We start from the raw sequence: 11,507 nt of genomic DNA, 5'->3' as shown, positions 1-11,507 counted from the left end.
TCCGAACAGATCGTCGCGGCGGCGGATCGATATGGCGCCGACCTGATCGTCATCGGCCACCGCCAGCGCAAGCTGCTGAGTCGCCTGGCCGAGACCTCCCTGGCCAAGCGCGTCATCGACCATGCGCATTGCTGCGTGCTCGTCGCCGGTCGAGCTCCGTCCTGATCCCGTCTGACGAATGAACATCGACAGCCCCTTCCGACATGATCCAGGCACCGTGCTGGTCGCGCTCCAGTTCGCGCTGATCGCTGTCCTGGCGCTGCTCGCAGCGCCTGAATTCCTCGGCCTTCGTGCCCCTGCAGGGGCCTGGGTGCTGGCAGTCCTGGGCGTCCTGCTGGGGTTCTGGTCCCTGGCCTGCAATCGGCCCGGAAACTTCAACATCCGGCCGACGCCGCGCGCGGGCGGACAGCTGGTGCAAGGCGGCCCCTACCGCTGGATCCGCCACCCGATGTACAGCGCCGTCATGACCTGCGGGGTGGCGTGTTCCTGGGCTGCCGGTTCCGTCTGGGGCTGGCTCTGCGTTGCCGCGCTGGCGATCGTGCTCGGCATCAAGGCCGAGGTGGAGGAGCAATGGCTGCTGGTGGCGCATCCAGGCTATGCCGCCTACCGCACCCGGACACGCAGATTCCTGCCGGGCATCTTCTGATCACCCCAGCCGGCTACGCCGCATTCGCCAGGCGCCCCCGCGCGATCGATGGCGCATGGCCCACGCCACCCGCGGCCGCGACGATCGCCTCGGCCAGGAAATCCGCATCCCGCGCGACGCCCGAGAAGCGCCCCGAACCCCAGGTGTGAAGCCAGGGCAGTCCGACGAAGTAGAGCCCCGGCTGCCCCGTCACGCCGCGCAGGTGCACCGGTTCGCCGCGCCCGTTGAACACAGGCGCATCGACCCAACCGAAGTCAGGCAGGAAGCCGATGCACCAGACCACGCTGGTGATGCCTGATTCGCGCAGGCTCAGCCGGGTGCGCTCCTGCGCGGGCTGCCAGACCGGCACATAGGGCTCTTCCGGCGGCGCATCGATGCCCCGGCTCGCGATGAACTTGTCGATCGAGGCGTTGATGCCATTGAAGATGCGGTCCGCATGGTCGAGGTTCTGGCGCAGGTTCGGCTGAAACTCGAGTTCGTCGCCGTCGAGGCCGGTCATGAGGCCGTACAACGCCATTCCTTCCACGGCAAAGCGCCGGAGGTCGATGTCGCGCCCGCCGTCGCGGCCCGTGACATAGTGGTTCGTGTTGTCGCGAACGCCTTCGCGCAGCGGATGCGCGGTGACGGGCATGTCGTAGTAGTCCATCTCCGCCAGCCAGTCGACCACGTCCTTGCCACGGTAGAAGCGAGCGCAGCGCGGCGCATTGCCGGTGGCGAGATAGACCTTTCGCCCGGCCAGGTGCAGGTCTTCGGCGATCTGCGCGCCCGACTGGCCACAGCCGACCACCAGCACCGCCCCTCCAGGCAACTGTGCCGGGTTTCGATACTGGGCCGAGTGGTACTGAACGATCGAGCCCGGCAGCTTCTCGGCCATGCGCGGCACCACCGGCTTGTGGTAGCCGCCCGAAGCCACGACCACCTGGCCGGCGGTGAAGCTGCCGGCGCTGGTCAGCACCGTGTAGCGGTCGGCATCGCCGGCCCGCGACACCTTCTCGACGGTCACGCCCTCGATCGCCGGCGCCTGCACCTGCTCGACGAAGCCGGCCAGCCACTGGTTGATCTCGTCCTTGACCATGAAGCCGTGCGGATCGTCGCCCTGATAGGACCAGCCGGGCAGATTGCATTGCCAGTTGGGCGTGACGAGGCAGAAGGAATCCCAGCGCTGCGTGCGCCAGCTGTGGACCAGCGTGCGCTTCTCGATCACCAGGTGGTCGATGCCGCGCTGTTGCAGGCAATGGCTCATCGACAGGCCGGCCTGGCCGCCGCCGACGATGATGACGCTGTAGTGGATGGTCTTGGGGGGCATCGTGATCTTTCGGATGGGAACTGAAGGGCGTCAGTCGAAGGCCACGACCGTGACCTCGGCATCGGGTTGGCCGGCGAAGCGGCCGGCGATGTGCTCGATCTCGGCGAGCTGGTCCATGGCCTGCGAACAGGCGAAGCCGAACTTGGCGCGGACCCGCTCCGAAGCGATGGCCAGCGCTTCGCGGGCACGCCGGAGAAAATCGTCCAGCGCATAGGTCTGGCCTGGCCGCAAAAAGTCCTGGACCACGAGGGATGGCGAGTAGCAGCGCGTCTCGCGCTGGTCGGGCCAGCGAACGCTGAAGTGCATGACGGGCATGGGGTTCTCCTGTTTCTTTCGGAGTCGACTCAGGGCGTGACGGAAGCGGGCTGCGAACGCACGGTGCGCAAGCCCTCGCGATAAAGCAGCGCATGCCGCTGTGCGCTGGCGGCCCAGCTGAACTGCCGGCCCAGGCGCTCGGCCGAGCGCGCGATCCGGTCGCTGTCGCGGGTATCGATCGCGCGGCCCAGCGCGCTCGCGATCGACGCCGGATCCTGCGGATCGGCCCACTCGCAATCGGCGTCGTTCAGGTGCTCGGTGAAGGGCGCGATGCGCGACACCACCACCGGCACGCCGCTGGCCAGCGCCTCGAGCACCACCAGGCCGAAGCCCTCGAGCAGCGACGGCATCGCCACCACCCCGGCTAGCCGGTAGAGGCCGGGCATGTCGTCGTCGGCCAGCGGTCCGGTGAGCACGATGGGCTGGCCCGGGCCGATGACCAAGCCGCTCGCCTGCGCCAGCGCCTTGAAATCGAGCGTGTAGCGAGCATGGTCCAGCAGGCTCGCCCCGCCGGCGATGACCAGCTGCGCATGAGGACGCTGCGCACGCAGCCGCACGAAGGCCTGCAGCAGCCGCACCGTGTTCTTGCGCGCCTCGACGCCACCGACCATCAGCACCACCGGCGCGCCGATGTGGATGCCGAGGCGCTGGCCGAGCGCCGCGTCGTYGGGCCGGCTCACGGCGCTGAAGCGCGTGCGGTCGATGCCATTGCTGATTTCCGACGCACTGACGCCATGCTGCTGCGCCAGGATGTCGCGCCACATCCGGCTGGCGCAGAACACCTGGCTGGCGCGCCGAAACCCGCGTGACTGCCAGGCCATCAACTGCGCCGAGGCGAAGATTTCGAGGTGATGCACCGTGCGCGCGAACCCATCGATGAGACCCGCATCCGCGAGGTCGGCTAGCGCATTGCCGCCGATCGGATCGTGCGCATGCAGCACGTCGAAGTGCGTGCGCTCGAGCCGAATCGCCAGATGGTCGCGAAAGGCCTCGATGCGGGTGGCGACCATCTCGACCATGTCCATCGGCACGCCGCCCACCGGCACCAGTTGCGTGGCGCAACGCAGCGGCCGGAAGAAGCGCTGCCCCGGCGCCGCCGGTGCCATCACCGTAACTTCGTGCCCGGCGTTGTGCAGCGCATGGGCGAGTTCGATCGTGTGAACCACGCCGCCGCGCGGATTGACCGAATGCGTCAGCAGCCCGATCCTGAGCGGCGCGCGATCCGACATGTCATTCATGCGCGCCCTGCGCAGCGGCAGCCTCGCGAATGAATGCATCGTCGTTCAGGTCCCACAGCAATTCACGCTCGCTGCTTCGGCTCAGAACGAGCTGGCGCGAGTCATCGACCTGCCCGACCATGGCGCAGGCGATGTCGCGCGCGGCAAAGCGGCGCTTCACCTCGCCGACCTTCGAAGGCCGCACGCTCAGGACGAAGCCGAAACTCGGGAAGGCGCCGAGCCATCGCGGCAAGGGTGCATCCGGCGGTCTGGGGATCGCATCGACATCGATCGTCGCCCCGACGCCCGAGCATTCGAGCAGCATCAAGGCGGTGCCGACGGCGCCGGCCATGCTGATGTCCTTGGCGGCGTCGCAGAGGCCATCTTCGGCCAGCCGCGGCAGCAGTTCGAGATCGCCGCGCAGTCGTWCGGCTGGCGCCGTGGTCGATGCATTCCAGTACGGGAACGGCTCCTCGTAGGCGCCGCGCAGGTCGATCGCCATCAGCAGGCTGTCACCCGGCCGCGCATCGAAGCTGGTCAGCAGGCGCTTCGCCCGGCCCAGGATGGCGACCGCCAGCTGCGGCCGCTCGCTGCGATTGTTGCTGTGGCCGCCGACGATCGGCACGCCGTAGCGCCCGGCTGCCGCCATCATGCCCTTCAGCATCGGAGCCGCCGGGTCCATGCCCGCGCTCCACAGCGCATCGACCACGGCGAGCGGCCGGCCGCCCATGGCGTATATGTCGCTGACGTTGACCATCACGCCGCAATAGCCGGCGAACCATGGCATGCGAACGATGAAGTCCTCGACCAGCCCTTCGATCGCGAACAGCAGGTAGCCGCCCTGGCCGTCGGGCAGTGCCGCGCAGTCGTCGCCGATCGGCACCGCCTGGGAGAGGTCGGCGCTGCCCTTGGGCAGCGCCCGGCCAAGCGCCGAAACGACGTCGCTGATGTCGCGCTTGTGCGCAAAGCCGCGGCTGGCGCGCAGCGCGGCGCTGAGTTCGGCGAGGCTCATCGGGCGCTCCGAGCGCGCGAGACGAAACCGCTGACCGGGTCATGGCAAGGCGGATAGAAATCGAGCGCCGCCCGCATCTCGGCATGCGGCCGACCATGCACCACGCGTTCGCCTTCCAGCGTCCAGTGCAGCTTCTGGAACAGCGGCACGTTCTGCGACTGCACATGCGCGTGGAAGGCGGTGCAGCCCTGCGCATGCGCCCGGCACACCGCGAGGCGAATCAGCGTCGCACCGAGATGGCCCTGGCTCCTGAAGGCCGGATGCACCGCCAGTCGCGAGCCCCACCAGACCTGCGGCGCGCTCTCGTGGATGCGCACCGTGCCCACCACCTGGTCGGGCATGCCACCGATGCACGACATCGCCACCAGCAGCTGGGCGCGGTCATCGAGGGCATCGCGATCGTCGCCGACGAAGATGCCCTGCTCGATGCAGAACACCGCGCGCCGCAGCGCATGCGCCTGCTCACGCTCCCAGTGCTGCGCGGCCTCGCGCACCAGGAACTCGACCGGCTGGTACTGCACGGCCGGCTCCAGCCGGTCATCGACGATGCAGCCCATGATCAGCTTTCGTAGACCGACAGCGAGGAGCAGGCGCCGCACTTGCCGCAGCCCGCCTTGATGTCGCTCGAACGCAGGTTGGCGGCAGACACCATGCGGCCGAGCGGCTCGAGGATCGCCTTCATAAACGCCGGCGTCGGCGCCGGATGGTCTTCGAGCGGCGTCCCGCTGATCGGCACGAAAGGCACGACGAAGGGATAGACGCCGAGCGACAGCAGGCCCGCGCAGTTCTCCAGAATGGCCTCGCGCGTGTCGCCGAGGCCGGCCAGAATGTAGGTGCTGACCTGGCCGCGGCCGAAGACGCCGACCGCGGCCTCGAAGGCCGTCATGTAGCGCGCCAGCGGCACGCTCGCCTTGCCGGGCATGATGCGTTCGCGGACTTCGGGCGTCACCACTTCCAGGTGCATGCCAAGCGTGTCGATACCGGCCACCTGCATGCGGCGGAACCAGCGGTCGTCGTCGGGCGGCTCGCACTGGCCCTGGATCGGCAGGTCGACCGCCGCCTTGATCGCGAAGGCGCTTTCGCACAGGATCTGCGCCCCGCGGTCGGTGGCGTTCGGCGTGCCGGTGGTCAGCACCATGTGCTTCACGCCGTCGAGCAGCACGGCGACGCGGGCGACCTCGGCGAGCTGCTCGGGCGTCTTGCGCGCGATGGTCCGGCCGGCCGCCAGCGACTGGCCGATCGCACAGAACTTGCAGCTCTTGCGCCGGCTCTCGTAGCGGATGCAGGTCTGCAGCACCGTGGTCGCCAGCACGTCGCTGCCGTGCAGGGTCGCGATCTGCGAATATGGCACGCCGTCGAAGGTCTGCATCGCGTAGAAGCGCGGCTGCTTCGGAAAGCTGATGCTGGCGATCGGGATGCTGCCGCGCGTAATCGTGCTGCGGCCTTCGGCGTCGGGCGCCTGCGCCGTGAAGGGCGAGTTCCAGGCCGTCGAGGTATGGACCGGCACCATGATCGTGTGGCCGTCGACCGTCACGGCCTTGTGGTCCGAAGGGCCGGCGCCGCCACGGCGGCTGGCCGCCCCGGCGCTCGGATCAACAAGCCGCAACCCGAAGGACTGCAGCTCGGTCATCAGTTGCCGGCTCGCCGGCGCGGGGGGATGGGCGATCGTGGTCATGGGGGGTCCCGTGAGCGAGGGTTGAAGAAGATTCGGCGGCGGCCGCGGGCATCGCGAAGGTGGTCGCCGCGGGACGGTCGTTGATGGCCAGACTCAGCAATTCGGGCCGCGCGTAGTGGCCGACCGAATCCATCATCCGTTTGCGCTTGCTGATCAGCGCCATGTCGAGATCGGCGATCACCATGCCTTCGCCCTCGGTCAGCGGCGGCGCCAGGTGCTTGCCCTCGGGCGAGACGATCGCGGTGTGGCAGCCGCCGCGCAGCGCCTTCTGCAGGCCGGCATCGGGCGTGACGGCGGCGATCTGGGCGTCGGTGAGCCAGCCGGTGGCGTTGATCACGAAGCAGCCCGACTCCAGCGCGTGGTGCCGGATCGCCACTTCCATCTGCTCGGCGAAGATCGGGCCGACCAGCGAGCCCGGGAACTGGGCGCAGTGGATCTCCTCGTGCTGGGCCATCAGGCTGTAGCGCGCCAGCGGGTTGTAGTGTTCCCAGCAGGCCAGCGCGCCGACCCGGCCGACGGCCGTGTCGACCACCCGGAGCCCGGCGCCGTCGCCCTGGCCCCAGACCATGCGTTCGTGGTACGTCGGCGTGATCTTCCGGCGCTTGAGCGCCAGCGTGCCGTCGGCATCAAACACCAGCTGGGTGTTGTAGAGGCTGCCATGGTCGCGCTCGTTGACGCCGAGCACCACCACCACCCCGCAGGCCCGGGCCCGCTCGGCCACGGCGGCCGTGACCGGCCCCGGCACCACCACCGCGCGCTCCATCAGCCGCAGGTGCGCCGGGCCCTGGAGCACCGGCGGCTGGACAAAGGAGAAGTAGGGGTAGTACGGTACGAAGGTTTCGGGAAAGACCACGATCCGGGCACCCTTGCGGGCCGCCTCGTCGATCGCTTCGCAGACCTTCGCCAGCGTGCCGCCGGGGTCGTCGAAGTCCGGTGCGATCTGGACCGCGGCGGCCCGCACGCTGCGCGGCGGGAATGGGCTCGTCGTCATGGCGATCGCCTTACAGCGTCCAGGTGTCGAGGATGAAGGCGTTGGCCTTGCGGTGCAGCAGCACGATGTCCAGCACGTCGAGCGGATTGATCGGCACGATGCCGGGGATCAGCGAGCCTTCGCCGTGGCCGTAGAGCGCCTGCAGCGCAAAGCGGCAGGCGTAGACCTTGCCGCCCTCCTCCATGAACTTGACGAGTTGCTTGTTGAAGTTCTGGTGGCCCGGGAAGGCTTCGTCGCCGAGCGTCGGGAAGCCGCGCTGGACGCCCAGCGTCACGCCCGGGCCGTACAGCAGGATGGTGGTCTCGAAGCCCTTGCGCTTGAGGCGCGTGGCCTGCAGCAGGTTCACGAAGCCGATCGAGCCTTCGAAGGCGACGGTGTGGAAGGTGACCAGGGCCTTCTCGCCCGGGTCGGCTTTCACGTCCTCGAAGACCTTCTCTTCGTAGTCGACGAGATAGTCGCCGGTGGCGTGGGGTGCGTGAGTGACTTTGGGCATGCTTGCTCCGAAAAAAATTGAATGAAAGGTGTTGCGCGCCCTCTCCATTCGCATGCGCCGTGCCATCGCCGGCGGCTCTCGATGCGATCAATGCACGATCAATCAAGGGCTGCGCGCGATGCGATGCCAAAAAACAATCCTGGGCCTCGCTCGCGACCCGCCGGGGGTAGCCTTTGCCCCCTTGTTTCGCACTCGATTGAGGCGCTTTCGATGCAATCAATGCACCCGATCAATGGTTCCCGACGCACGCTATCGATGCATTCGCCTTCCGCGGGGCCGGCACGCTTCATGCGTTCAATCCCAGACATCGATGCAATCAATCCATGCGATCAAGTCCGCCATGAACAAACTCACCCAGCATTGGCAGAAGCGCCTGGAGGCCAGCCCGAAGCCTGCTTATCTGCTACTCGCCGACCTGATCGCCGACGACATCCGGACCGGGCGCCTGAGCGCGCGCGACCAGTTGCCGACGCTGCGCGACTTGGCGGTTGAGCTGCGGCTCAACTACACGACCGTGGCGCGCGGCTACGCCGAGGCGCGCAAGCGCGGATTGATCGATTCGCGCTCGGGCAGCGGCACCTTCATCCGCGGCGTCAGCCCGAGCCTCCCGCTGCGCGGCGGCGGCGGCGCCGAGATGACGATGAACCTGCCGCCCGAGCCGCAGGATGCGGCGCTGGTCGAACGGATGAGCCAGTCGGCCAGCCGCGTGATGGCCGAGGCGGGCCTGTACGAGCTGCTGCGCTACCAGGACTTCGGTGGCTCGGCGCGCGACCGCGAGGCCGGCATGCAATGGATCCGCCCGCGGATGCCCGACTGCCGGCTCGACCAGATGCTGGTCTGCCCGGGCATCCACAGCGTCCTGGCCGCGCTGTTCTCGCAGCTCGCGCGCCCAGGCGAGCTGATCTGCGTCGAGGCGCTGACTTATCCGGGCGTCAAGGCCATCGCCACGCAGCTGGGCATCCAGCTGCACGCGCTGCCGCTCGACGAGGAAGGCCCGATGGGCGAATCCTTCGAGCACGCCTGCAGGACCCTCAAGCCCAAGGCGCTCTACTGCAATCCGACACTCAACAACCCGACCACCGCCACCATCTCGCGCGCCCGGCGCGAGGCGCTGGCCGACATCGCGCTGCGCTACGCGATCCCGATCATCGAGGACGACGCCTACGCCCTGCTGCCGCGCCAGGTGCCGCCCGCGATCGCCACGCTGGCACCGGAGCTGACCTACTACATCACCGGTTTCTCGAAGACGCTGGGCGCGGGGCTGCGCAGCGCCTACGTGCGGTCGCCGGGCGCGCGGCAGTCGCAGCGGCTGGCCGGCGCGCTGCGCGCGACCACCGTGATGGCCTCGCCGATCACCAACGCGCTGGCCACGCTGTGGGTCGAGGACGGCACCGCCGACGCGATGCTGCAGGCGATCCGCAGCGAGTCGGGCGTGCGCCAGGCGCTGGCAACCCGCCACCTGGGGGCGCACGGCATTGCCGCGCAGAGCGAAGGCTTCCACCTGTGGCTGCCGCTGAGCTCGGCCTGGAGCACGGTCGAGTTCGCCTCCTACCTGCGCTCGCAGAACGTCGGCGTCGTCGCCAGTGCGGCCTTCTCGACCGACGGCTCACCCCCCGAGGCGGTGCGGATCTGCCTGGGCGGCCCGATGTCGCGCGACGAATGCGACCATGCGCTGCGGCTGATCGCCGACACGCTGGCCCATCCGCGGCATCCGCACGCCACGGTCATGTAGCCCCGCGCGGCTCAGTCGCGGGACGCTTGGGGCGAACGCGGATGCCAGCCGACGGCGGCGCCGAGCCTGCGCAGGGTGCGCGATCGGGGCAGGTCGCGCGCCAGCGGCGGCAGCGACAGCGCCAGCAGCAGCGCGGCGAGCGGCAGCGTGCAGACGAAGCCGACGTACTTGAAGCCCAGCGCCCCGACGATGCCGCCCAGCACGAACATGCCGACCAGGCCGCTGGCCAGGCGGATGCGCTGCGGGTTGTGGTGCACCCGGGTCGGCGCACCACGGGCGGCCCGGTTCCAGTAGAAGAGCTTGCCCAGTTCCATGCCCAGGTCTGTGATGTTGCCGGTCATGTGCGTGGTGCGAATGCYGCCGCCCGAGGTCTTCGATGCCACGGCGTTCTGCAGGCCCATGATGAACGACAGCAGCAGCACCGTGAGCGGCACCGCGAAGGGCGTGTTCCAAGTCAGCGTGATGGCGCCCATGAGGCCGAAGGGAAGCATCAGCACCGCCTCGAGCAGCAGCGGTAGCGCATAGACGCCGTGCAGGCGATTCTGTCGCCCCCAGTTCACCAGCATCGCGCAGACCGCCGCCCCGCTCAGGAACGCGAGCACGGCGCCCAGTGCGTTGAGCAGCAGCTTCGCATTGCCCAACACCAGGCCGTCCGCGAGCTGCGAGGCGAAGCCGGTCATGTGCGAGGTGTACATGTGAAGCACCAGGAAGCCGCCCGCGTTGACCGCCCCCGCATTGAAGGCCAGCAGCAGTCCCAGGACCTTGTTGGTCGAGGGCGCCCGATGGCGGTTGGTGAGGAAACGCAGGCGGCGCATGGCTGTTCGGTCACCGCCCCTGCGGCAACTGATCCCGCAGGCCGAGAATCGCCTCGGCCACCGCCTCGATCCCTGCATCCGTCAGATCGCCCGCCGCGACCTTCGCCCGCTGCGGCCAGCGGCTGAAGTGCTTCGCCTGCGAGCGCTCGTAATGCGGGTCGTAGTGCAGCACCATCAGCTGCGCGAACAGCGGCGCCAACTCGCCTTCGCGCGCCCACTGCTGCCAGCGCTCCACCACCGCCTTGCCCTGCAGTTCCTTGAGCTTGCCGAGCTGGCCGGCCAGGGCCTCGCGGTCGTCGCCGAGGTAGGCGTAGTCGCGCAGCAGATAGGCCAGCCGCACCTCGGGATCGGCCTGCACCTCGATGCAGTCGGACTCGCGCATGCGCGCCACCAGCGGGATCGGCAGCGACAGGCGCCCGATGCGCGCGCTTTCGCCTTCCACATACAGAGGCCGCGACAGGTCCAGCGCATCGAAGCAGCTCGCGATGCGGGTCTCGAACTGCTTCTGCGAAGGCTGCGGCACGCCGGGCAACGCGCCCAGCAGCGAGCCCTTGTGGCGGGCGTGGTGCTCGAGATCGAGCACCTGCTCGCCGCGCGCGGCCAGCGCCTGCAGCACGCGCGTCTTGGCGCTGCCGGTGGCACCGCAGATCACGCGCAGCTGCAGTTGCGGGCAGATCGCCTCGATCTGCGCCAGCACATGATGGCGAAAGCTCTTGTAGCCGCCGGCCAGCTGCTGCGCGTCCCAGCCGACCAGCCGCAGCCAAGTCACCATCGAGCCGCTGCGCAAGCCCCCGCGCCAGCAATAGACCAGCGGCTTCCAGTTCGCGGGCCGGTCGGCGAACTGCTCGCGCAGATGGCGTGCCAGGTTGGCCGCGACCATCGCGCCGCCGACCCGGCGGGCCTCGAAGGCGCCGGTCTGCTTGTAGAGCGTGCCGACGATGCGCCGCTCCTCGTCGTCAAGCACCGGACAATTGATCGCGCCCGGAATGTGGTCGAGCTCGAATTCGGCCGGCGAGCGGGCGTCGATCAGCGTGTCGAAGGCCGGGATGTCGGCCACCCGCGTCGGCGGGCGATGCCGCGGGTCGTCCTCACGCATAGGCAGGCCCCAGTCCACGGCGCAGCCGCGCGCTGGCCATGTCGACCAGCACCACCAGGCCGAACATCGCTACCAGCACGGTCATGGCCTGTTGCTGCTGGAAGATCGACAGGTGAAAGTAGAGCAGCTGGCCGAGCCCGCCGCCGCCGACAAATCCCAGCACGGTGGCCATTCGAATGTTCATCTCCCAACGATACAGCGTGTAGGCC

The 11,507-nt window shown here is 68.8% G+C and carries 13 protein-coding genes and 1 pseudogene; 3 read left to right on the top strand and 11 right to left on the bottom strand.

Annotated elements, in window-relative coordinates:
- The first annotated feature begins 9 nt into the window (after nt 1-9).
- Both AC1DY5_RS24955 and AC1DY5_RS24950 read left to right on the top strand, forming a co-directional pair.
- The gene (locus tag AC1DY5_RS24955; RefSeq protein WP_478115716.1) at nt 10-165 is read left to right on the top strand and encodes a universal stress protein; all 156 of its coding nucleotides are present in this window, start codon (nt 10-12) and stop codon (nt 163-165) included.
- A gap of 13 nt (nt 166-178) precedes the next feature.
- Nucleotides 179-646 carry a methyltransferase family protein gene (locus AC1DY5_RS24950; protein WP_478115710.1) on the top strand — a complete coding sequence of 156 codons (468 nt, stop codon included), beginning with the start codon at nt 179-181 and terminating at the stop codon, nt 644-646.
- A gap of 13 nt (nt 647-659) precedes the next feature.
- Here AC1DY5_RS24950 and AC1DY5_RS24945 read toward each other — a convergent pair whose 3' ends face one another.
- From AC1DY5_RS24945 to AC1DY5_RS24910, 8 genes are read right to left on the bottom strand one after another with little or no spacing between them, the layout of a single operon-like run.
- Nucleotides 660-1,952 carry an MSMEG_0569 family flavin-dependent oxidoreductase gene (locus AC1DY5_RS24945; protein WP_478115708.1) on the bottom strand — a complete coding sequence of 431 codons (1,293 nt, stop codon included), beginning with the start codon at nt 1,950-1,952 and terminating at the stop codon, nt 660-662.
- A gap of 30 nt (nt 1,953-1,982) precedes the next feature.
- Entirely contained in the window at nt 1,983-2,267 is a 285-nt protein-coding gene (locus tag AC1DY5_RS24940) for an MSMEG_0570 family nitrogen starvation response protein (RefSeq protein ID WP_478115707.1), read from the bottom strand.
- Between the two features lie 29 nt (nt 2,268-2,296).
- Nucleotides 2,297-3,505: an MSMEG_0565 family glycosyltransferase gene (locus tag AC1DY5_RS24935; RefSeq protein WP_478115705.1), complete on the bottom strand. Its 1,209-nt coding sequence runs from the start codon at nt 3,503-3,505 to the stop codon at nt 2,297-2,299.
- Nucleotides 3,498-4,496, bottom strand: a complete 999-nt coding sequence (locus AC1DY5_RS24930; protein ID WP_478115703.1) for a sll0787 family AIR synthase-like protein — start codon at nt 4,494-4,496, stop codon at nt 3,498-3,500. Before AC1DY5_RS24930 ends, AC1DY5_RS24935 begins: the two co-directional genes overlap by 8 nt.
- Nucleotides 4,493-5,053: an MSMEG_0567/Sll0786 family nitrogen starvation N-acetyltransferase gene (locus tag AC1DY5_RS24925; protein ID WP_478115702.1), complete on the bottom strand. Its 561-nt coding sequence runs from the start codon at nt 5,051-5,053 to the stop codon at nt 4,493-4,495. The genes AC1DY5_RS24930 and AC1DY5_RS24925 overlap by 4 nt, the downstream gene beginning before the upstream one ends.
- A 2-nt stretch (nt 5,054-5,055) precedes the next feature.
- Entirely contained in the window at nt 5,056-6,126 is a 1,071-nt protein-coding gene (locus AC1DY5_RS24920) for an MSMEG_0568 family radical SAM protein (RefSeq protein WP_478115714.1), read from the bottom strand.
- Nucleotides 6,089-7,162: a Nit6803 family nitrilase gene (locus tag AC1DY5_RS24915; RefSeq protein ID WP_478115700.1), complete on the bottom strand. Its 1,074-nt coding sequence runs from the start codon at nt 7,160-7,162 to the stop codon at nt 6,089-6,091. The genes AC1DY5_RS24920 and AC1DY5_RS24915 overlap by 38 nt, the downstream gene beginning before the upstream one ends.
- Nucleotides 7,163-7,172: 10 nt before the next feature.
- Complete coding sequence (locus AC1DY5_RS24910) at nt 7,173-7,655, bottom strand: MSMEG_0572/Sll0783 family nitrogen starvation response protein (protein ID WP_478115699.1); 483 nt, start codon at nt 7,653-7,655, stop codon at nt 7,173-7,175.
- Nucleotides 7,656-7,995: 340 nt separating this feature from the next.
- On the opposite strand from AC1DY5_RS24910, the gene AC1DY5_RS24905 reads away from it, so the two are divergent.
- The gene (locus tag AC1DY5_RS24905) at nt 7,996-9,387 is read left to right on the top strand and encodes an aminotransferase-like domain-containing protein (protein WP_478115697.1); all 1,392 of its coding nucleotides are present in this window, start codon (nt 7,996-7,998) and stop codon (nt 9,385-9,387) included.
- 11 nt (nt 9,388-9,398) lie between these two features.
- Here AC1DY5_RS24905 and AC1DY5_RS24900 read toward each other — a convergent pair whose 3' ends face one another.
- The 3 genes and pseudogenes from AC1DY5_RS24900 to AC1DY5_RS24890 form a co-directional block, all read right to left on the bottom strand.
- Entirely contained in the window at nt 9,399-10,202 is an 804-nt protein-coding gene (locus AC1DY5_RS24900; RefSeq protein WP_478115695.1) for a YoaK family protein, read from the bottom strand.
- A 10-nt stretch (nt 10,203-10,212) separates the two neighbouring features.
- Nucleotides 10,213-11,298 (bottom strand): tRNA 2-selenouridine(34) synthase MnmH, encoded by a 1,086-nt coding sequence (gene mnmH / locus AC1DY5_RS24895; protein ID WP_478115712.1) that lies wholly within the window; start codon nt 11,296-11,298, stop codon nt 10,213-10,215.
- Nucleotides 11,291-11,507, bottom strand: a pseudogene (locus AC1DY5_RS24890) (phosphonate ABC transporter, permease protein PhnE); the annotation flags it as partial. The gene mnmH and the pseudogene AC1DY5_RS24890, both read right to left, overlap by 8 nt.

Source organism: Variovorax sp. P4_D9 (genome assembly GCF_056401695.1).
The sequence above is the reverse complement of the archived record's forward strand: the minus strand, read 5'-3'. Positions and strand labels throughout refer to the sequence as shown.